This window comes from Akkermansia sp. NBRC 115031, from assembly GCF_030268505.1.
Classification (GTDB): Bacteria; Verrucomicrobiota; Verrucomicrobiia; order Verrucomicrobiales; family Akkermansiaceae; genus Akkermansia; species Akkermansia massiliensis.
On record NZ_BSQU01000002.1, the window covers coordinates 336,190 to 357,441 of the forward strand.

Here is a 21,252-nt window from a genome sequence, read left to right on the forward strand (position 1 = left end):
ATGAGCGCCTTGGCGGGGTACGGCATTCAACGATTGTCTTTCCGCGCCAATTCCGGGCCTGAATGTTTCTTCCGGGCACGTGTCGTCCGGATTTCTACGGCCCCGCATTGATATTTGCTTTTCCGACTCCGGAAAAATCATCCCGGGATGCAGACATGGCTTCTTCTCTCACGTTATTCTTGCTTTATCCCGGTGGGCCTGCCGTGCTACGATGGCTCACCGCCATGACGCAGCAGCCTTTTTCCCAAGAACCTTTTATGGTTTCCGGATTGCATGGGGACCAGATTCTGGGCGCCCGCAGCAATCAGCAGGATTCCTTTTCCATCCTGGCCGGGGATGACGCCCTGGTGCTGGTCCTGGCGGACGGCATGGGGGGCTATACCGGAGGGGAGCTGGCCAGCCGCGCGGCTATAGAAGGTTTTTTTCAGGCGTTTGAGCGGGAAAACCGGTCTCCCGGCAAGAGGATGAAAGACGCAGTGACCGCCGCCAATGAACAGGTGCGTACGGTCCGGAAGAAGAGGGGGAAGGATGACGAGATGGGCACGACGCTGGTAGCGGCCTGGATAGGGCCGGAAGGTCTGCGCTGGGTCAGCGTGGGAGATTCCCTTCTGCTGCTCATCCGGGAGGAAAAAATGTTTCTGCTTAATGACCTGCACCAGTATTCCGCGGAGCTGGAACGCATGGCGGATGAAGGTTCCATCAGCCGGGAGGAGGCCTTGAGCCATCCTTCCCGCCATTCCCTGACCTCCGCCCTGATGGGGAGGGAAGTGCCTTTGGTGGATCTGCGGGAAGAGTGCTTCCCTCTGGTTCCCGGGGACCGCCTTCTGGTCGCCAGCGACGGAGTGGGGCCTTATCTGGACTCCCTGGGCCCGGCGGGGATGCGGTACTTGTCCATGCTGTCCGCGGAGGAATTGGTGCGGTCCGTGCTGGAAGGCATCAACCGTGACGGCGCGCCCAACCAGGATAACGCCACGCTGATCTGTGCGGAAATAGCGGAAGCGTGATTCTCCGGAGGCGGTGTGGCTGAAAAGGGGCCGGAAACAGGCGCTGGTTGAATTTCACATCCCTCCTCCGGCCCGGACGGATAATTAAATGCCCCGCATGCAGGAGACGCATGCGGGGCATTCCTTTTAAATGGCTGGAGCCGTCCGCGTTCAGGAATGATATTCCTGGAGGGAGCGGGGGGATACCTTCACATGCTGGGCGGAGCGGATGCCCTCCACCGTGGCCCTGGCGGCGGCGATGGTGGTCATGTACGGAATCTTCTTCTGGATGGACTGCATGCGGATGAAGGAGTCGTCAATCATGCTGGTGCGGTCCACCGGAGTATTAATGATCAGGTCAATCTGCTTGTTGGTGATCATGTCGCCCAGGTTCGGGCGGCCTTCATGCAGCTTGTTGACCACTTCCGTTTCCACGCCCTGGCCGCGCAGGTATTCCGCGGTGCCTCCGGTGGAGACGATCTTGAAGCCCAGGGAGATGAGGTCCCGGGCGATGGGTTCAATGAACTTCTTGTCGCGGTCGGAGACGGTGACGAGCACCTTGCCGGAGGTGGGCAGGATGCAGCCTGCGGCTTCCTGGGCCTTGTAGTAGGCCATGCCGAAGTTGTCCGCAATGCCCATGACTTCCCCCGTGGCGCGCATTTCCGGCCCCAGGACGGGGTCCACTTCCGGGAACATGTTGAACGGGAAGACGGCTTCCTTCACGCCGATGAAGCGGCAGGCGCGCGGCTTCAGGCCCAGGTCCTTGAGCTTCTTGCCCAGCATGATTTCCGTGGCGTGGCGCGCCATGGAGATGCCCGTGACCTTGGAGACGATGGGCACCGTGCGGGAGGCGCGGGGATTGGCTTCAATGATGTACACCTCGTCGTCGCAGATGGCGAACTGCACGTTCAGAATGCCCTTCACCTGGAAGTCCTTGGCGATCTTGGCGGCGTGTTCCTCAATGGTGCGGACGTGCTTGGGGGCGATGGTCACGGGAGGAATGGCGCAGGCGGAGTCTCCGGAATGGATGCCCGCCAGCTCAATATGTTCCATCACGGTGGCCACGAAGGTGTCCGTGCCGTCGGCCAGCGCGTCCACTTCCGCTTCAATGGCGTTGTCCAGGAAGCGGTCGATCAGCATGGGGTATTCCGGGCTGACCTGGATGGCCTCCACGCCGTAGCGCTTCAGGTTTTCTTCATCGTAAATGACTTCCATGCCACGGCCGCCCAGAACGAAGGAGGGGCGCACCATCACCGGGTAGCCGATCTGGCGGCCCAGTTCCACGGCTTCTTCCAGGGAGCGGGCGGTGCCGCTTTCCGGCTGGCGGATGTTCAGGGCGATCATGCGTTCGCGGAAGTATTCGCGGTCTTCCGCCAGGCGGATGCCTTCCGGCTGGGTGCCCATGATCTTCACCCCGGCGTCCTTGAGGGCCTGGGCGATGTTGAGCGGGGTCTGGCCGCCGAACTGGACGATGACGCCTTCCGGCTTTTCCTTCTCGTAAATAGCCAGCACGTCTTCCACGGTCACGGGTTCAAAGTACAGCTTGTTGGCCGTGTCAAAGTCCGTGGAGACCGTTTCCGGGTTGCAGTTCACCATGATGGATTCATACCCGTTGTCCCGCAGGGTGAAAGCGGCGTGCACGCAGGTGTAGTCGAACTCGATGCCCTGGCCGATGCGGTTGGGACCGCCGCCCAGGATCATGATCTTCTTCTTGTCGTTCACGGGCACTTCATCCTCTGCGCCGCTGTAGGTGGAATAGTAATATTCCGCGTGTTCCACGCCGCTGACGGGCACGATGCGGTAGGTGGCGGTGATGCCGTTTTCCTGGCGGCGGGTGCGGACGGCCTTTTCAGGCACGTTGAAAATCTGGGCCAGATACTTGTCGGAGAAGCCCATCTTCTTCGCCTGGCGCAGGGTTTCCACGGGCAGGGAATCCCAGCCCTGGCCATCCAGGGAGAAGTCAAAGTCCGCCAGTTCCTTCATCTGTTCAATGAAGAACGGGGTGATGCGGGTCAGCTTCACGATTTCCTCCACGGTCACGCCGCGGCGCAGGAGTTCGTAAATCTGGAAGAAGCGTTCGCTGTTGCCGTACGTGATCTTTTCACGCAGTTCCGGCGTGGTGAGGGCTTCCAGCTTCTTCACGCGGCCCAGCCCGGCGCGGCCGATTTCCAGGGAACGCACGGCCTTCTGGAAGGCTTCCTTGAAGTTCTGGCCGATGCTCATCACTTCCCCCACGGCCTTCATCTGGGTACCCAGCTTGTCGGCTGCCTTGGGGAACTTTTCAAAGGCCCAGCGGGCGAACTTGACGACTACGTAGTCGCCGTAAGGCTCGTACTTTTCCAGGGAGCCCTTGCGCCAGTAGGGCAGCTCGTCCATCGTGATGCCGGAGGCCAGCTTGGTGGAGACGGAGGCGATGGGGAAGCCGGTGGCCTTGGAGGCCAGGGCGGAGGACCGGGACGTGCGGGGGTTGATTTCAATGACGATGATGCGGTTGTCCTCACGGTTGTGGGCAAACTGCACGTTCGTGCCGCCCGTGACGCCAATGGCGTCCAGAATGCGGTAGGAGTAATCCTGAAGCCTGTCCTGCACGTCCTGGGGAACGGTCAGCATGGGGGCCACGCAGAAGCTGTCCCCGGTGTGCACGCCCATGGGGTCCACGTTTTCAATAAAGCAGACGGTGATCTTCTGGCCCTTGGCGTCGCGCACGACTTCCAGTTCCAGTTCTTCCCAGCCCAGCACGCATTCCTCCACCAGCACCTGGTTGATCAGGGAGGCGGCCAGGCCGCGGGGGACGATCTGGCGCAGTTCCTCCACGTTGTACACGATGCCGCCGCCCGTGCCGCCCATGGTGTAGGCGGGGCGGAGCACGACGGGGTAGCCCAGCTCGGCGGCCACCTTCTCCGCTTCCTCCACGGTATAGACGGGTTCGGACTTGGCCACCGGCACGCCGATCTTGTCCATGGTTTCCTTGAAAATGATACGGTCTTCACCGCGGGCGATGGCTTCCAGGTCCACGCCGATGACTTCCACGTTGTACTGCTTCAGGATGCCTTCCTCATTCAGCTTGGAGGCCAGGTTCAGGGCCGTCTGGCCGCCGAGGTTGGGCAGCAGGGCATCCGGGCGTTCCTTTTCAATCACGGCCGTGATGCGGTCCACGGTCAGGGGCTCAATGTAGGTGTGGTCCGCCATGCCGGGGTCCGTCATGATGGTGGCGGGGTTGGAGTTCACCAGAACGACGTCGTAGCCTTCAGCGCGCAGGGCCTTGCAGGCCTGGGTGCCGGAGTAGTCGAACTCGCAGGCCTGGCCGATGATGATGGGGCCTGAGCCGATGATGAGGATTTTGCGGATGTCTTCGCGTTTTGCCATGGTATGATGCCTCTATGTGGTCCGTGGTGGTTAAAAATAAATACCGGAAACAAGGTCCGCCCAAGGTGCGTTGCCTCTCCGCTCCGCATACCCGGCGCGTGACCTGACGCACAGTAAGGGACGTTCTGCGATAAGTCCAGACAAAACAACAGGAATTCCGGGGAAAAGGCTATGGTCTTCTTCCCTTTCCGTACAGCGCTGCGCGCGCAATCCGCCCTTGATATTTTCCGCCGCCCGTATACCCTGTGGGGCAAGGATGAGGAATGCTCTGATATTGATTTGCTGCCTTGGGCTGCTGTGGCCGGCAGCCGTGACGGCGGCGGAACGCGCCCCCGCAGGCCGGGGTGCGGCCATGACTCCGGGTGAGGCCGCATGGTACCAGTCCCTGCGCGCCGGACTTTCCCAATTCCGGAAGGGCGGAGGCTACAAAACCAACAGGGAAGCCATGGAAGCCCTGGCGCAGAAAACCTGCCGCTGGGACCCCCGCACGCGCCGTCCCGTCTTCCTTCTCCGGGAGGCCACCCCTTCCTTCTGCTCCTCCGCCTGCTACCTGCTCCTTTTAAAATCCCTGCAACTATGGGACGCCGCCCAGCCGCAGCCCGTTATTTCCGAGCGAGCGTGGCTGGCCCTCATTCCCCGCCTGGGCCAGCATGACGGCGAAGGGCCGTGGGGCTGGGCGAACGCCAACGGTCCCGGCCTGGCCGTGCTGGTGCACAGGCTGGGAGCCGGCGTCAACTTTGAAGACTGGCGGAAGGCCCGTCCCGGAGACTTCATGAAAATATTCTGGACGGACCACATCGGCCGCCGGGAATCCGGCCACCTGACCGTTCTGGTGAAGGACGGCGGGGACACGGTCACCTTCTGGTCCTCCAACATGCCGGACGGCTACGGAGCCAAGACAGTGCCCAAATCCCAAATCAGGCGCGTCATCTTCACGCGCATCACCAGGCCGGAGCGGTTCAACCTGGCTCCGGCGGTAGGAAGCCATCCGTGGCTCTCCTCCCTGCTCCGGCAGGAGGTGGGCATCAAGGAGGTGCGCAGATACTCAGGCATGCAGAACCCGTGACCTCCTCCCGCCGTGAAGAAATGCTCCTTCCCTCCCTCCGTCACGCCGGAATGCTCCGTGCTGGTGCTCGGCTCCCTGCCGGGGGATGAATCCCTGCGGCAGGCCCAGTATTACGCCCATCCGCGCAACGCCTTCTGGAAAATCATGGGAACCCTGCTGGATTTTGATCCCTCCTTGCCGTATGGGGAACGCCTGTCCCTGCTCAACCTGGGCGGGGTGGGGCTGTGGGACGTGGTGGCCTCCGGCGTCAGGCCCGGCAGCCTGGACCAGCACATCTCCCAGGAACAGCCCAATGACATTGCCGCCCTGCTGGAATGTTTCCCCGGCATCGGCACCGTCTGCTGCAACGGCACCGCCTCCCATAAATACCTCAAGCGGTATTTTCCGGAACTATTCCTCCGGGAAACCCCTGCCATCATCCAGATGCCCTCCACCAGCCCGGCGGCGGCGCGGCTGACGTATGAGCAGAAATTCCGCGCCTATGAGGAAGTCATCCTCTCCCGACTCCGGCAGGGAGGGAAAAAAGGCTGAGCTCCCGCGCCTTAATTGCCGTCTAATTCCCTGGAGGTTTTGGCCCCCGCTTCTTTCAGGATGCGCGCCAGGCTGCTCTTTCCGGTGGCGATGGCGCGGTCCAGGGGAGTGGCCCCGCCCCTGGCGCGGAAATTCACGTCCGCCTTGTGCTCAATCAACAATTTGGCGGCGGCGTTTATGGAATTTTCCTGAAGGCCGGAAACGTCCGCGAGCACCCACAGGGCTGTTTCCGAATTGGCCGGCTTGTAATGGCCTAGCCGCGGCTTGCCGTTGGGTTTATTGGGGTCCGCACCGTTTTCCAGCAGGAACCTGACACTCTCCTCATTCCCGTACCTGGCGGCGGAAATCAGCAGGGTTTTGCCGTCGTTGCACACGTAATCCGGGTCCGCCCCGTGCTCCAGCAGATAGGCTGCCTGCGGGGCCCTGGGATTGAAATAATGCCTGGAAAGAAGGGAGGAAGAGGCGTTTTTATACTCGTCGGACCGGCCTATTTCCAGATTGACGTCCGCCCCGTTGGCAATCAGGAGGTCCGCCAATTCAAAAAACTGCATGTCCAGCGCCAGGGCCAGCGCGCAGGAATTATCCCCCCTGATGCCCTCCCCCTGGTAATTCACGTCCGCCCCGGCGCGGATGAAAGCGCTGACTTTGGACAGCTCCGGCTTCGTTCCCTGTTCCGGCAGCTTGTCATACTTCCTCTTGCCGTTGATGGTGACGGAGGTGGTTGTGCTCTCCCGCGCGGGCCTGTAATCCTTCAGCTTGTACAGGTATTCATACAATTCCAGCCCCTTCTTCTCCCGGGTGGCGCGGTCGGCGGAGGGGTCCACGGGCAGCGGAGCCTTTTTGGGAATCAGGCGCAGGGAGCGTTCCGCCGTGCGGTGCCCCTGCCTGGCCGCCTTGGAAAACCAGAATTTGGCCTGGGAGGGACTGCGCTTGACGCCGTCTCCTTTCAGGAAGCAGAGGCCCAGACGGTACTGGGCTTCCGCATTTCCTTCCTTCGCTTCCAGGTAGATGCGCCTCCCTTCTTCCGGGGTGACGGCGCGGACGGCGGGCGAACAGCCGAGGAAGACGGCGGCTGACAACAGCAGACGGGAGTAGTAGGTCATAGTGGGGTAGGGGAGGTGAGGGAGTCTTCATTCAGGAAGACCCGACGGCGGCCAGCAGGTGGACGTCCAGCGCCAGGGCTTCATGAATGTTGAAATTCAAATCGTCGCGGAGCCTGTTAAGGGCTTCCATGCGCTTCAGCAATTCGTTCACGGGCATCTGCGCGGCCAGCGTGCGCACCTCCGGATGAATCGGCGTGACCTCCGGAGCGCCGGAGGCGATCAGGGCCGCCTGGCCGAACCAGCTGATGAGCAATTCCAGGGCCTGGTTGCGCTGTTCCAGGTACTCCGTCTCTATCTGGGCGGTGTTCGCGTCCTTGTTGCGGGACTCCCAGTCGGAAGTATCCGTGCCCTGGGCGGCTTCCTTCGCTTCATCCTTCAGGGCCTGGTTCAGGTTTTTGGTGATGGCGGCCTTGGCCTCCGTCATGACGTCCACGAACTTGCTGCGGAAGGCCAGCGCGGCCAGGTCATTGTCCAGATTGCGGCAGGTCTCCAGCCAGTGGGGCAGCAGGGCCTCCTGGATGGGGGTGAGCCTGAACTCCGCGGATTGCAGCAGGTTGACACGCACGCATCGGGAAATAATGGTCTGGAGAAGCTGGTCCGGCTGGGAGGTGGACAGAATGAGCAGGCACTGGCTGGGCGGCTCCTCTAGGGTTTTCAGGAAGGCGTTGGCGGCCTCGTCATTCATGCGCTCCGCATCCATGAACACGGCTATCTTCCATTTTCCCTCCGCCGCGCGCTGCTGGAGGAAAGGTTCCACCGCGCGGATGTCATCCCGCAGGATGCGGCGCGACTTGGACTTGGGGCGCACCAGGCGGCAATACTCGTCCCGCACGCCGTCCAGGTGGTCCGCCCGGATGCCGTTCATCAGCTCCAGCAATTGAAGGATCAGGCGGGAGGCTCCCTGGTGCTCGTCTCCCACAATGAGCAGGGCATGGGGAAGCCGGTTGCGGGAGAAGGCGGTGCGGAGCAGGTCGAACGCTTGGGATGCCGTGAATGCCATACGCTCCCTATGAAAACATTTCGTTGCGTCAGGGCAACAGAAAAGATTGGTATATGTCGGATATTTCATGTACTAAGGGGGCCGGTTATGGAACAAAACGACATCTCATCCCGGATTGTCTTTGCCGACCGCGGCAAGGTGAATGTGGAAAAAGGCGTGGAATTCGCCCCCAAATTTGACCAGAACGGCCTGATTCCGGCCCTCGCCATGGACCACGTTACCCATGAACCGCTGATGCTGGCCTACATGAACGCGGAATCCCTGCGCATGACCATGGAGCTGGGGGAAGCCGTTTACTACTCCCGTAGCCGCCAGGAAATCTGGCACAAGGGCGCGACCAGCGGCCACGTGCAGAAAGTGAAGCAAATCCTGATTGACTGTGACCAGGATGCCCTGATCGTGCTGGTGGACCAGTGCGGCGCCGGAGCCTGCCACACCGGGCACCACTCCTGCTTCTACCGTTCCGTGCCCTTCGGCGACGAGCTGAAGGCCCAGCCCCAGGGGGAACCCGTCACGCTGCGTGAAGCGGACGGCGGCGTCGTTTTTGATGCTGAAGCCGTATACGGCAAGGGACACTAACTCTTTTTTGCGCGTCAATCTGCGTTCACCGGGTTGACGTGCCCTCTTTTTCTGCTGTAAAGTCATGAATGTGAAAAAGCTGCTTGTCATGATGGCCGCCGTCTCCGGAACGCTGGTGCTGTGCCAGTGCTCTTCGGAAGCGCCCCCGCCCCCTGGAACCGTCCGCATGGTGGACCAGCAGGCGATTGCCCTGATGCAGGAAGCCAGGGCGAAGGAAGCGAAAAACGACCTGTCCGGCGCCATCAAGAAATACAAGCGCGTGGTGGAAAAGCACCCCCTTTCCAAGGAAGCGCCGCAGGCCCGGTTCAGAATGGCGGAACTCTATGAAGCCCGCAAGGAACCTGCGGATGCCTTTGACCAGTACCAGAAGCTCATTGACCGCCACCCGGACAGTCCGCTGTACAAGCAGGCCATGGAACGGCAGAAGGAAATGGCCTTCGGCGCGGCGAGCGGCGCGTTGACCAACCGCGTACTGTGGATGTTTGACGTCCGGATGGACCCCAAGAACGTTACGGAATGGCTGAACCACGTGCGTGACAACGCCCCGTACGCCCCTACCGCCCCGCAGGCAATGAACGTGCTGGGCAGCTACCTGGCCGCCCGCGGCCAGATGAAGGAGGCCATTGAGGCGTATCAGAACCTGGTGGACAACCATCCGCACTCTCCGCTGGCCCCGACGGCCCAGCTCCAGATAGCCACCCTGTACCGCCAGGCCGCCGCGGACGGCGACCGCAACCACGTCAATGTGGCCCGCGCCCAGGAAGCGTATGAAGACTACCTCCAGCGCTATCCCAACAGCGCCCGCGCCGGGGCCGCCCGCTCCGACTTGGCCGCCATGAAGCGTGAGCTGGTGGCCCAGCAGCTGGAAGTGGCGGAATACTACCTTACCAAGATGAAAGACACCGATGCGGCCATCTTCTGCTACCAGGAAGTGGCCTCCAAGGGCAGCGTCAATCCCGCCGCCGCCGCCAAGGCGAAGGCACGCCTGAAAAAACTGGGCGTCACCAGCAGATAACAGGAACTCTACGTCCGCATGAACCGTATCCGGAACGTCTTCAAACTTCTTCTGCCCGTTCTGTGCCTGCTGGCCGGTTCCTGCGGCTACCAGCTCGGCGGCACCAAGCCGCCCAAGCTGGAATTTGCGCAGACCGTCAAGGTGTGCCTCTTTGCCAACAACTCCCTGGAACCCCGCGCCGCCACGCTGGTGACCGGCGCGCTGGCGGATGAACTGCAGCGGGACGGCACCTACCGGCTCAGCACCGGTGCGGATGCGGATATCCGGGTGGAAGGAGAAGTGTACTCCATCACCTTCGACCAGTTGCGTTCCAGCCGGGAAGACACCTACAAGAGTACGGAGCTGGGCCTGCGCCTGGCCGTCAAGTACCGGGTGGTGGACGCCAGGACGCAGAAAGTCCTGTATGCCAGCTCTGCGGAGGAAGTGGGCCAATTCTTTGACCTGGGCAACATCCAGACGGCCCGGACCAACGCCCTCTCCTATGCGGCGCGGCTGGTAGCCACCTCCATTGCGGAAACCCTCACCAACGGCTAGACCTGTCCGGCTCCGGAAAATTTGTGCTTATGGCGGAAGTGGAATACAGCGTTTACTTCGTTCCGGTGCCGATCGGCAACCGGGCGGACGTCACCCTGCGGGCGCTGGACGTGCTGCGCAAGGTGGACGTCATTGCGTGTGAAGACACCCGCCATTCCGGGCTTCTGCTCTCCCACTATGAAATCCGCAAGCCCCTGATGAGCATGCACGACCACAACGAGCAATCCCGCGCCGGGGAAATTGCCGCCCGTGCCGCCGGCGGGGAAAGCTTTGCCGTGATCAGTGATGCGGGCATGCCGGGCGTGAGCGATCCGGGCTACCGCCTCATTCAGACGCTCAAGGAAAAGGAAGTAAGCTTCACCGTGCTTCCCGGACCGTCTGCCGTGGTGACGGCCCTGGTGGGGTCCGGACTGCCTACGGATGCCTTCTTCTTCGGCGGCTTTCTGCCCGTCAAATCCGGCAGGAAGGGCTCCATGCTCCAGGCGGCGGTGGAAGCTTCCCATACCAGTATCTTTTATGAATCACCCCACCGCATCGTCAAAACCGTGCAGGCGCTGGCGGCGCTGGACCCGGACGTTCCCGTCTGCGTAGCCAGGGAACTGACCAAAACCTTTGAAACCTACCACCGCGGCCCGGCTTCCCGGCTGGCGGCGGAATTTGCGGAACGTGCCCCCAAGGGGGAAATCGTGCTGCTGGTGGGCGGCGTAAATGCGCCGCGGGCCGTCAATTAATGAGCCAAGGGCATTAATAACGGACCGTCACCTTGACCGGGCGGTGGTCGGAAGCGGCAGGCTCTTCAATCACCCTGCGTTCCGCCACCTTGAACGCCTCCGCCTTTCTCCCCCTGTACATCCAGATGTAATCAATGCATTCCGCCGGTTGATCGGCAGGGAACGTTTTTTGGGAAAAATCGCTCAGCGGAATGAAATGCTTCTTCATCCGGGCTATCGGTTCCGAGCCTGGCGTCAAATTAAAATCTCCCGCAATGAAAAAGGGCTTCCTGCACTCCGCGGCCAGAGCGGCAATCATGTCGATGGAAGCGTTGCTATCCTCCCGCGTCAGGGACAAATGCGTGACGCAAAAACAGTAATCCTTGAACTCGGCCATCAGCAGCACGCGCGCCTCCTCCCGGCCGGGCAAAGGAATTCGCTTCACGCTCAAAGGCTTCTCCCTGGATAAAAGGCCGACTCCATAGGAACCGCCCGAATAATCAATGGCCTTGGCGTACGTCCCCGTCAACTTTGTCCTTACGGCCAATTCCTGCAAAGTGTCCCTGCCGCCGCTCCTTTTTGTCTTGCTGTCCAGTTCCTGAAGGGCCGCGACATCCGGTTTTGCCTCCGCAATCACCCGCGCCGTACGGTCATAATCCCGCTTGCCGTCCATGCCGGTACCGTTCTTTACGTTGTAACTCATGAACGTGGCTTCCCCGCCCCACAGGGAAAAAGGAGCCAGAAGAACCGCCGCGGCTGCGCATGGACTGAAAATGACCGGATTCATACCTGCAAAAATGAAATTTAGGGCCTGTTGTTCCGAACGGCCCGGATTACAGATAATACGCATGCCTTTCCCCCGTTTCTTGCAGAGCTTCTTTCCTTCCTCCGGGTGAGTAAATCCCGTGGATGGGCGAATCAACAACACATCTCCCGCTCCGGGAAATTTCCTCATCCGGTTTCCGGACACCCGCCTTTTATATCCTTCCTGCCCCATACTGCCGGAAAATGACGCAGGTCTTATCAACTTGACGCCTGGAAGTGTGTCATGATAGTATTCTATCATCATGCTGGAGGATAGGAGATCACGTTCCTCGCGCAAGACACCGGATTTGGTGACTGATGAGCTTATTATCATTCTTCATGAGGCGGGCATGCTGGAATTCAATGACATCTTCCAGCGTACCGTTATCGTGATGAAGCAAAAGCACATGTCCCTGGGCGGTGAGGAAATCCTGCGGCTGCGGATTTATGAAAAGCTCCAGGGCCTCGTGAGCGCCGGCGGCCTAGTGAAAAAAGGCCGCGAATACACAGCCCAGCCCAAGCTGATTACATTGAAATCGGAAAACCCGGTGCAGGGAATTGGCCGTTGAAATGTCTGGCTGGGAAAAGAACGGAGAGACGGATTGCTGAAAGGATAATGTCATGTGAATCAAAGGCGTCTTGGTACAGTTAGCGTGATTTGCTCAGTAGACGATAGACTTCCCCGGCGCCTTTCTTGTCAAAATAGTACCCGTCCAGAGTACTCTTGGTATGATTTGACGATTCCAGGGCATGGTCTGCTGCTGTTTTCCCCTTGTGGTCCCTGACGGAGGCGTCAGCTCCTTGGGCAAACAGGACTTTCACCGTAGCCGTTGGGTGTATTAACCTCAATTCCTTGCTGGACTAGAAAGGGAACAATGGCGGCTTGACCGTACTGGGTAGCTTGATGAAGGGCATTTGCTTTGCCATCTTGCCTGATGTCATGGATATTGGCTCCTTTCGCAAGGAGCATCTTGATGACATTGACGTTTCCTCCTTCGTCCGCCTTGACGATAGCTGAGCCGCTAGCAGAGCAAATAGCTGCACTGTGAATGTGGCATTCCGCGCCATGTTCCAGCAGGAAGCGAACCATGGTTTCATTTCCTCTTGAACAGGCCCAGGCCAGCGCTTCGCCCCTGTCCCTTTTAATATCAAACCCGTTCTCCAGTAAATAACGCATGACAGTCAGGTGGCTGCAATCGGTTTCCTGTTTTGAACGGCAGCCTGCTGATATATTGCATTGATGGCTGACAGCTGCCAGACAGCCGGAATGAAAGGGAACGCCCTGTTCTTTCAGAAAGCGGAGCATATTCAAATCCCCCTTCCGCGCGGCGATGTTTGTAGATCCTACTCTTTGATTGTCAGTATCCGGTATGTGTTTCAAAAGCAGCTCCACCATTGGGGTATGGCCGGATTTCGCCGCAGCATTCAGTATGGCGGAATGGCTCGGGTGGGTTTCGTAGTTGACGTTGATTTTCCCGTCTTTCAGGTCAAGGTTTATCCCATGCTTGATAAGCACTTCCATCATCAGGACATTGCCGGATTTTGCCACGGCAATGGCGGGAAACGTGTCCCTGCCTTCAATGGGCACTTTCTGATTGAGGTCTATCTGGTATTTGTTGATTAGTTTCTCCGCCTCCTGTGCCGATTTTTTGAACAGACGTTCCTGTTTTTGTCTGTTCTGTTTCTGCTTCGAGGCCGAGGGAGGAGAATTCTTGTGTTGTTTTTTTGATGATTTCGAAACTTTTTTATTGCTGGAAGAGGTTTCAATTTCTCCGCTCAGTAAAGATATGAATTTATCCATATAATTCTCGTTATTCCTGTCATCCCGGGCGAAAGACTGGGGAATGAACAGAAACAGGAAAAGGAGCAGGGCGGATAACGGCTTGCTGAAAAATGGGGGAAGCATAGGAGTGTAATGGGTTGGAGTAGCTCTGATGGAAGGGAACTATGTTGGGGTCCTCAAATTATTCTAAGTTGGAAATAATTTCAGGTACATTGAGGCTCTTCAAATTCTTCCGTCTCAGGGAGGAGTTCGATACACTCCTCATCCCCATGAATGGATACGTTCGTAGGGAAAATGATCTCCATGCTCTGTACGGGGACAACTTCATGGGAATGGTCGCTGGTCCAATAGCCTTCAACGGCGGCATGGTAGACGGATCCTTTGACGGCGGTAAAAGTGAGGAGGGACGGAGTCCCCTTGTTTTCTTTCGCATCGTAGGATTCATCTCCGGAAAGTTTTTCGTGACGAATTTTCTGAGGCCGGATCCCTGTGGCATGGGTGAAAATGAGTTGGGCCGTATTGCCCTGCGGCGTATACAGGACGATGCATAAATCCTTCGCATTGCAGAACATTTCCTTTTCTTCCGCTGTCTTGATCCTAATGGAAGCTCCATCCAGAGATTTGGGCGCCTTCACTTCTTCCTGTGAAAACGCGGAACAGGTGCATACAAGACCCATGGAAGCAGATAAAAATGCAATGGATAGTTTATTCATACGAATTTGGGCAACATCATTAATAGATCTTATATCTTTCTAAAGAGGGAATGTTATTGGAAAAATAACGGCAAAGTGATTGTAATACTGAGCAGCTTTTCTCTGAAAGTGACGGTATAATTAGATTCCTGGGCGTCATTTGTTTCCGGACTTGTCGTGTATCCGTATAAATATCCGAAAAAAGCTCCTTCATAAATTTTATCGGATAATTTCTTTGTAAATACCATGTATGGCTCGGGGTCAAACATAGTCATAACTTCTTCAAATGTATCTGAAGCGGAAAGGCAAAGGGAAACATCCGGTTTCCCAGGCTCTTCGTCCAAGTCCAAAACAATTCCGGCTTCTTTTTCATCCGGATATTTTAGGAAGTAGTATAATAATTCGCAGTTTTTCCCGATTTCGTAACTGAGGGTTCTCTTATCCGTCTGGATCTGAAGGATGGTGCCTTTTTTCAGGGTTTCCGGCCCTTTTATACTGCCCGTTACAGGGCGGTTATCGTCAGGAAAAATAAACTCAATTTTTTCGTCTTTCAGCATGGCCAGATTTTGTTGTTCCTCTTCGCCCCTGTAATTATAGTGGGAAAACAAAGATCCCGAGACTGTTCCGGAATAAACATTCCCTTTTCGCCCGGTGAAGGTAACCAAAGCCGGCTTTACTTTTTCTCCATAGACTTCTTCTATTGTTGTTGCTCCGGTAAGCGAGTCTGAAAGATGGATTCTGGGCATGAGCCGCTTATGGTAGCGTATAATCATCCGGGCTGTATTTTTCTGAGGCTCATACCGTTCGATAGTAATATTGGAGGGATAGTATAATTCCCCATCCAAGTTGATCGTTGCCCCGTTGATGGATGCCGGAATCTGAACATCTCCGGCAACTGACTGGCCCCAGCATACGGCGGTAATGAGGAAAAAAGAAAAGAGGGGCAGGATATTCATTCGTTTATTCATAAATTGACGGAAGGCAAAATATAGTTCAAATAAGATAGGATTTGGTTCATGTTCAAACAGGGCTGTAGAATAATATAATTTATTGAAATGCCTGATATGGCCAAGGTAAATGATTTGTGACCAGGAAAAAATCCGTTCTGTTCGTATTTGAGGCGACCCCATGCAAAACAGGCGAGCGCCGATAATAGCGGGAGCGCGTAAGGCCATCGCATATATTCAAAAAGGTAATAGGAATTTCTGAAAAGTAAAATGGACAGCCATGAGAGCAGGATGCCTGCAATGAGCGCAAGTTCAAACCGTACGGATTTATAATAAAACTTCGCCATAAAAATGAGAAGATAGAGGCTGAATATGGATATAATGGCATAAAAGGCTTCTCCCCTGTAAGGGGTATGAAGGAATCCCATGGCTCCACCAACGGACATGGCCGACAGTAATATGGCTGTTAGCGGATTATGGTGGATTCCGGAAATCTGTTTAAAAACAGGGCCGCACATGGCAGGGATGAGAAGGGCCGCCCCTGATATGATGTAGGCCATATTGACGGCAGCGGCATTTTTTACGGACGGGAATAGATCGCCCGTAAGCAGAAAGATAATGTAGGGATCAGAAATGCTATCCTTTGTGTCAATAGTTATTCCAAGGATAAACAAAACGATGATAATGAAAAAAGAAATCAGGGAAGAGACAGGATGTTTTTGGATGGGATAAATGATGTCGTAAAATGAATTTTTATAAGAAAAGCTTCTCTTCCATAAACCGTTGATCCATTCCCCCGCCTCTTTTTGCCCCTCCGGGGAGCACATGACTCCTTTGCCCTGCAACCCTTCTTCCGTATCATCCCACGTACCTTCGTAGATATTGCCGTCGCTCCATGTCATCGTTCCGCGGCCCTTTCTGAATGTTCCGCAAAAAGTCCCCTGGTCCGTTCGCTGGTGCTGCGCATGGTAAAAGGTGGCATTTCCGGAGAGGTTGTCGTTTTCCCATGTCCCCTGCACCCAGGAACCGTCATTGAACGAATAGGTTCCTTTCCCGTGTCGGCGGCCGTCCTTTAATGCTCCGGCATAGCTTTCTCCATGGGGACAGGTCTGAGTATTGCGGGAGTGACCGCTGTTTTCAGCGGGAAAGGGGTTCGGTGTTGTAGAAGTGCTCAACATAAAATGGAGGGATTATTCAGGTTTTTGGTTAAAGGCGATACATCCGGCCTTCAATGCCTGCCAAACGCATACCATCCAGACAAATGGACCAATGATGGCGGCTCCTATGGCCAGACCGACTCCAAGCCCTCCAATACGGAATCCCCATTTTTCCATGGAAGATTCCAGGTCTGTTCCCCGGATGGTTGCTCTGGTGCCATCGTTGAACGCAATACTTTTACCTTCGAGCGCATCCGCATATTTATCTTCCGCTTTCCATTCTGCACTGGTTTCTTGAACGATACTACCGAAAGTGTCCTCTTCCGGGAAGAATCCCATGGCTTTTCCAACCCCGAGGGCAATGCTGTTGAAAAGCCATAAAAGAACCATACTTGCGAAAAAACCTTCCGTCACATAGCCATAAATGGCCACTATCAAGCCTATCCCTATCAGAGGGACGATGACCAGGGGGGCGATATTTTCAACATTCGGCTTCAGTGTCTTCCTGTAAAAGGCTACAATGTATAAGATAAAGGCTATCAGGGAGGTGACCATGATGAAGGCGATAATTTCCTCCGCCTGCGTTATGGAGTCCCCTCCCGTCAAGGATTTCTGAATGATCTGGACGATATTGTGGAAGAACTCCGATAAATTTTCCGATTTTTTCATGAAATGGTTTTATTCAGTAGTCACTATGTAAAAGGAGAGTTGGCTGCAACTATTCAAGGAGGATGAAATCCAAATTAAAGATCGCAGCTCTGGATGATGGAGAGCAGATCTTCCAGAATGCGGCAGCGTGTTTCAGTCATTTCAATGATCATGATATTCATATTGGCTTTGAACCATCCGTCTTCCTTCTTGTTTTCCTTCCCTGCTTTAAGACAGAACCCGCAGGCATGCATGGTGGCGTCTCTGGCGGTAAGCCACGCTTGCTGGGAAGTCTTTAACGGTTCCGCCAGTTCCGGACGGAACGCGTAATATTGCAGCAAGCGTTGATAGACCCGGTGAAGCCTTTTTTCCCAATAGAACCAGAGTTCCACCCTGATTCTATTGGCTTGTTGTTCGTTATTTGGATTACTGGATTTTTTGAGCAATGCCGTTAGTTCCTGCTTGTCGGGAACTAGTCCGGGTATCTGTTTTTCCAGGGCTCCCTTTGAAATATTACCGGAAAAAATGACCAGCAACACACGAGTCGTCATTTTCATTGTTAGCGAGAAAGCATGCCTCATTTGTTGAAATATTGGAATTCGGATTCTTCGGCAAACGTCCGGAAAGCGCTCTTTTGCTGGAAGGGATAGTTGGTGGGAATCAGGCCTCCTTCGCTTGTAAGAGAACCAGCCTTTTGTACATGGCTGCAATGAGAGAGATTCCCATTACCGGGGCCAACAAAATGCTAATGATCATACCCAGGTCAGGACTGATCAGAGACATGAGACCGAGGAGAACCGCAAACGATATCAGGAGAGCTATTGAGGCCAGGAAAAAGGAAAACTTGTTCCCATAAGTGTATTTGTTGCTTAATGTCAGTGCCTCTGTGGGATTGACTCCCTTATCAATCAAAAGAATCGGCGCCAACATCCATGAGTATGCCAGGACGACGCCGGGGATAATAAAGAGACACGAACCAGTGACTATTCCGAAAATCATTAGAGAAGCCATGATAAAAAATTCTCCAAAGAATTGCCTGTAGCGTCTGGCAAAAATACATGTTGGAGAAATGATTTTCCCCTTGGCCAAATCCACCGGAAGGTTAGCTATGGCTATCGTGGTTCCTATATGGATGTATGGAATCCAGATGGTTAAAGCCCACAGGATAACGGCCAGGAAAACAGATAAAAAATTTTTGAAGGCAATGGCATACGTATCCAATAAGATAGGCAGAAATCCCTTTCCGACTTCTCCTTTGGCGAGAGCATGGAATTTTTGCTTCTGCTTGAAAGGCGCTAATGAATAGGGAGAGCCTTGCGGCGGGAGGATGTCACTCAAACGGCGCCATTGGGCATCCCCTTTCCGGATGACGTTGGCGGATTCATGGATGATGTGTTGCTTCAGCAGCTTGCGCAGTTCCTGTTTGCTGACGGGGCCTGTAGCCTGTCCGTCGGCTGAGGCATAATAATATGCCCTGCCTGATTCGTTCATGTTTTCAGCAACAGACGGAGCTGGCTGATCTGCCGCTTGAGGTGGGAGGATGTCACTCAAACGGCGCCATTGGGCATCCCCTTTCCGGATGACGTTGGCGGATTCATGGATGATGTGTTGTTCCAGCAGCTTGCGCAGTTCCTGTTTGCTGACGGGGCCTGTAGCCTGTCCGCCGGCTGAGGCATAATAGTATGTCTTATCTGATTCGTTCATAACAGTGTCGATGTATGTATCTGTTAGTTGAAAAAGTGATTGGCGTCTCTATGGGGCAGCGGGATGGCGATGCAGATGGGGTTGAATGCGGCATCAGGAAGCCATGAATCTTACCCTTGCAAGCACAGCTTTTCCGGTCAGGTAATTGATGCCGAATATTCCTGTGCAGACAGGTATAGATCCTGTAAGAACCAGGGCGAAGGCTGTCAGGAAATATGTTCTGTCCGGACATGGGGTACGGAAAGCAATAGCGTTAGGACTTTTTCCCGCCTTTCAGGATAGATAAAAGCAGTTCCGGCAAAAGAGCCGCGAAGATATAGCACAAATGAAGGGCTACGGGTGCTGCCAGCAGAGATATCCATCCAATCACTCCCCATACGGATAATTCCCCCGACATCAGCAGCCGCACAAGGAAACCTCCCCTGTCCCCGGAAAAGAGGACAAAACAACAGAAGCCGCACAATCCCAGCAACCATACGGGAATCAGCGTTTGCGCCGCTACCAGGGAGAAGCGGAGCTGATACATCATATATCCAATAAGGTCCGAAGGCCCGGAGGCTTCTTTATCCGTCACTTTCATGAAAAGCCGGTCGCAATTCAAATGCAGCCAGATCATGTACAACTGGGAAGCCAGAGCCAGAATCGCCAGGAAAATAAAGATCCCTTTCGCAAAGAAGAGGGAAATGAGCGTGCCAAGCAATAAAATACACAATATGATGACATTGAGCCTGGGCAGCAGCATGGAGGATAACACTGGCTTCCTGCTATAGAAATAGTTGACATTGGCTTTTGAAAACAACCCGGAAATGTATTGCAGGATGACTCCTAAAAGAAAGCCTCCGCCCAACGCCGCCATGAAGGTTCCTCCAGACATTCCACTGTCCGACTCCACCGCCTTTTGTGCGGTTTCCATGGCTCTGGGATTGAACGTGGAATAAGGGGTCATGTACATGGGTTGGGGCTCGGAAGCAATGGACGCCACGGCAAAAGCAAACAGGATGGATGTCAAGATCGTCATCACGCTTGTCAGATGAATGGTGAAATTGACCCACTTTTTAAAGTGAGGCACCAATTTTCTGAACCCGAACAAACTGTACAGACGATTATCTATAAACGTATTGAGGTCATTGAGAGTTTTCTCGGCTATATCCATCATCCGGGCAGCCCCGTCAACGGCAGAAACACGGTTCTCTTCATGCCGCTCCGTTGGCAAGGGAGGGAAGCAGGCAGGGACTGGGGGAGGAACAAACGCTTCGTCTCTCCCGGGCTGCTCGTGATCCTTCAGCATGTGCTTGATTTGGCGCCATTGGGTTTCCCCTTTCCGGATGACATTGACGGATTCATGGATGACACCTTGCGCCAGCAGCTTGCGCAGTTCCTGTTCGCTGACGGGGCCTGTAGCCTGTCCGTCGGGAGGGGCATAATAGTATGTTTTATCTGATGGGCTCATGTTTCCTGCGCCAGGCGGAGCTGGCTGAGCCGCCGCTTGAGGTGGGAAGACGTCACTCAAACGCCGCCATTGGGCGTCCCCTTTCCGGAGGATGTTGGCGGATTCCTTGATGGTGCCTTGTTCCAGCATCTTGCGCAGTTCCTGTTCGCTGACGGGGCCTGTGGCCTGTCCGCCGGGAGAGGCATAATAGTATGTCTTATCTGATTCGTTCATAACGGCGTGAATAGCGTGTATCTGTTGGTCGCAAAAGCTTGCGTGGGTTTATATGGGGCGGAAGGACGGCGGTGTGTGACAGTTGGTTTCGGCAGGCTTCCGTTTTTTCCAGGCTTTTTCCCCCAAGGGTGGAAAAATCATTCCTGACAACAGGGAAGAAGGAAAGAGAACTGTTTTCATGTCGGTTCTGCATCAACATTGTTTATTGGGGCAGAGTAATGGCAATGCCGGCAAGCTTGATTCCGATCTCCTGTCCTATGTTAGTCACCATATACCCCTTGAGCGCGCCCGTGTATGTATTGCCCTTTCTTCCAGTGAACGTAATGACGGCCAGTTGTTTCCTGTCATCATTCACCCACTTTTTAAAAGAACTGGCGCTGGTAATGATCCAAGTCCTGGCTTTTTGGGCATTAAATTGTTCGGAGTACTCGAAAGAAATCAGAGCAGTATTTCCTTGAGGTATATAGCTGCCTTCATCAATCCAGAACTCCCCTGGTTTAAACGTTTCTTCAAAAACTTTACCTTCGCCTTCTAGTTTGTATTCAATAGTAATGGTAGCTCCGGCGATGGATTTTGGGGCATGGATGATGTTGTCCGTCTCTTTTTTCTTTTTCGTTAATAGGACTCGCAGCTCCTGTTCCCTTGTTTCCAGTGAATGGAGTTGCTGTTCACTTTCCTGCAGGAAGCGTTGCAGGGCTTCCAGGTTTTTATCCTGTTTGATTATCTGCTGTTTAAGATATTTCTCTTGTTCCTCCAAAATAGGAATAGCGTGAGCGCCAGAGTCCTGGAGGGCGGGATGGTGTTTTTTGAGTGCTTCTTCCAGGGCGGATTTTTCTTTTTCCTGGGCGGCGATTTCCTGTTGGGCCTGTTGGCATAGTTCCTGATTATGCCGGCATGAGTTGAACAACCATCCAGGAAGACCCAGGGAAAGCGCCAGAACTAAGGGGATAATAAGGATTTTCATGGG

General features: G+C 55.2%; 21 protein-coding genes. 8 read left to right on the forward strand and 13 right to left on the reverse strand.

Annotation, left to right across the window (positions count from 1 at the left end; all coding sequences use genetic code 11):
* The first annotated feature begins 257 nt into the window (after positions 1-257).
* Entirely contained in the window at positions 258-1,004 is a 747-nt protein-coding gene (locus QSJ36_RS04150) for a protein phosphatase 2C domain-containing protein (RefSeq protein WP_180975264.1), read from the forward strand.
* Between the two features lie 150 nt (positions 1,005-1,154).
* Here the strand turns inward: QSJ36_RS04150 and carB are convergent, their stop codons facing one another.
* Positions 1,155-4,349 carry a carbamoyl-phosphate synthase large subunit gene (gene carB / locus QSJ36_RS04155; RefSeq protein WP_285467141.1) on the reverse strand — a complete coding sequence of 1,065 codons (3,195 nt, stop codon included), beginning with the start codon at positions 4,347-4,349 and terminating at the stop codon, positions 1,155-1,157.
* Between the two features lie 352 nt (positions 4,350-4,701).
* On the opposite strand from carB, the gene QSJ36_RS04160 reads away from it, so the two are divergent.
* Both QSJ36_RS04160 and QSJ36_RS04165 read left to right on the forward strand, forming a co-directional pair.
* The gene (locus QSJ36_RS04160; RefSeq protein ID WP_102729004.1) at positions 4,702-5,415 is read left to right on the forward strand and encodes a hypothetical protein; all 714 of its coding nucleotides are present in this window, start codon (positions 4,702-4,704) and stop codon (positions 5,413-5,415) included.
* A 12-nt stretch (positions 5,416-5,427) separates the two neighbouring features.
* Positions 5,428-5,946 carry a DNA-deoxyinosine glycosylase gene (locus QSJ36_RS04165; protein WP_285467143.1) on the forward strand — a complete coding sequence of 173 codons (519 nt, stop codon included), beginning with the start codon at positions 5,428-5,430 and terminating at the stop codon, positions 5,944-5,946.
* 11 nt (positions 5,947-5,957) lie between these two features.
* Here the strand turns inward: QSJ36_RS04165 and QSJ36_RS04170 are convergent, their stop codons facing one another.
* Together QSJ36_RS04170 and QSJ36_RS04175 are read right to left on the reverse strand one after the other, a co-directional pair.
* Complete coding sequence (locus tag QSJ36_RS04170; RefSeq protein WP_285467145.1) at positions 5,958-7,049, reverse strand: ankyrin repeat domain-containing protein; 1,092 nt, start codon at positions 7,047-7,049, stop codon at positions 5,958-5,960.
* A 31-nt stretch (positions 7,050-7,080) separates the two neighbouring features.
* Positions 7,081-8,049 carry a DNA polymerase III, delta' subunit gene (locus QSJ36_RS04175; protein ID WP_022397662.1) on the reverse strand — a complete coding sequence of 323 codons (969 nt, stop codon included), beginning with the start codon at positions 8,047-8,049 and terminating at the stop codon, positions 7,081-7,083.
* An 87-nt stretch (positions 8,050-8,136) separates the two neighbouring features.
* On the opposite strand from QSJ36_RS04175, the gene hisI reads away from it, so the two are divergent.
* The 4 genes from hisI to rsmI all read left to right on the forward strand — a co-directional run bounded on the left by hisI (position 8,137) and on the right by rsmI (position 10,908).
* The gene (gene hisI / locus QSJ36_RS04180; protein WP_102722157.1) at positions 8,137-8,628 is read left to right on the forward strand and encodes a phosphoribosyl-AMP cyclohydrolase; all 492 of its coding nucleotides are present in this window, start codon (positions 8,137-8,139) and stop codon (positions 8,626-8,628) included.
* A gap of 64 nt (positions 8,629-8,692) precedes the next feature.
* Positions 8,693-9,643 carry a tetratricopeptide repeat protein gene (locus tag QSJ36_RS04185; protein WP_285467149.1) on the forward strand — a complete coding sequence of 317 codons (951 nt, stop codon included), beginning with the start codon at positions 8,693-8,695 and terminating at the stop codon, positions 9,641-9,643.
* 18 nt (positions 9,644-9,661) lie between these two features.
* Entirely contained in the window at positions 9,662-10,177 is a 516-nt protein-coding gene (lptE, locus tag QSJ36_RS04190) for an LPS assembly lipoprotein LptE (RefSeq protein WP_022397659.1), read from the forward strand.
* A gap of 29 nt (positions 10,178-10,206) precedes the next feature.
* Positions 10,207-10,908: a 16S rRNA (cytidine(1402)-2'-O)-methyltransferase gene (rsmI, locus tag QSJ36_RS04195; protein WP_022397658.1), complete on the forward strand. Its 702-nt coding sequence runs from the start codon at positions 10,207-10,209 to the stop codon at positions 10,906-10,908.
* A 13-nt stretch (positions 10,909-10,921) separates the two neighbouring features.
* On the opposite strand, the gene QSJ36_RS04200 is transcribed toward rsmI, so the two are convergent.
* A complete protein-coding gene (locus QSJ36_RS04200; RefSeq protein WP_022397657.1) occupies positions 10,922-11,674 on the reverse strand; it encodes an endonuclease/exonuclease/phosphatase family protein in 753 nt (250 codons plus the stop codon).
* Between the two features lie 328 nt (positions 11,675-12,002).
* Here QSJ36_RS04200 and QSJ36_RS04205 point away from each other — a divergent pair, with 328 nt between their 5' ends.
* A complete protein-coding gene (locus tag QSJ36_RS04205) occupies positions 12,003-12,260 on the forward strand; it encodes a hypothetical protein (protein ID WP_146017890.1) in 258 nt (85 codons plus the stop codon).
* Between the two features lie 224 nt (positions 12,261-12,484).
* Here the strand turns inward: QSJ36_RS04205 and QSJ36_RS04210 are convergent, their stop codons facing one another.
* The 9 genes from QSJ36_RS04210 to QSJ36_RS04250 form a co-directional block, all read right to left on the reverse strand.
* Entirely contained in the window at positions 12,485-13,597 is a 1,113-nt protein-coding gene (locus tag QSJ36_RS04210; protein ID WP_285467153.1) for an ankyrin repeat domain-containing protein, read from the reverse strand.
* Positions 13,598-13,677: 80 nt separating this feature from the next.
* The gene (locus QSJ36_RS04215; RefSeq protein WP_215443311.1) at positions 13,678-14,187 is read right to left on the reverse strand and encodes a hypothetical protein; all 510 of its coding nucleotides are present in this window, start codon (positions 14,185-14,187) and stop codon (positions 13,678-13,680) included.
* A gap of 53 nt (positions 14,188-14,240) precedes the next feature.
* Complete coding sequence (locus tag QSJ36_RS04220; RefSeq protein WP_146017888.1) at positions 14,241-15,122, reverse strand: hypothetical protein; 882 nt, start codon at positions 15,120-15,122, stop codon at positions 14,241-14,243.
* A gap of 8 nt (positions 15,123-15,130) precedes the next feature.
* Positions 15,131-16,291 carry a hypothetical protein gene (locus QSJ36_RS04225; RefSeq protein WP_215443312.1) on the reverse strand — a complete coding sequence of 387 codons (1,161 nt, stop codon included), beginning with the start codon at positions 16,289-16,291 and terminating at the stop codon, positions 15,131-15,133.
* A gap of 12 nt (positions 16,292-16,303) precedes the next feature.
* Entirely contained in the window at positions 16,304-16,939 is a 636-nt protein-coding gene (locus QSJ36_RS04230; protein ID WP_215443313.1) for a hypothetical protein, read from the reverse strand.
* A 74-nt stretch (positions 16,940-17,013) separates the two neighbouring features.
* A complete protein-coding gene (locus QSJ36_RS04235) occupies positions 17,014-17,475 on the reverse strand; it encodes a lysozyme inhibitor LprI family protein (RefSeq protein WP_180971579.1) in 462 nt (153 codons plus the stop codon).
* Positions 17,476-17,578: 103 nt separating this feature from the next.
* Positions 17,579-18,622, reverse strand: coding sequence for a DUF4339 domain-containing protein (locus QSJ36_RS04240; protein ID WP_102736989.1), 1,044 nt, complete (start codon positions 18,620-18,622; stop codon positions 17,579-17,581).
* A gap of 253 nt (positions 18,623-18,875) precedes the next feature.
* A complete protein-coding gene (locus QSJ36_RS04245) occupies positions 18,876-20,285 on the reverse strand; it encodes a DUF4339 domain-containing protein (RefSeq protein ID WP_215443315.1) in 1,410 nt (469 codons plus the stop codon).
* Between the two features lie 202 nt (positions 20,286-20,487).
* Positions 20,488-21,249 (reverse strand): hypothetical protein, encoded by a 762-nt coding sequence (locus QSJ36_RS04250; RefSeq protein ID WP_285467160.1) that lies wholly within the window; start codon positions 21,247-21,249, stop codon positions 20,488-20,490.
* Positions 21,250-21,252 lie beyond the last annotated feature (3 nt).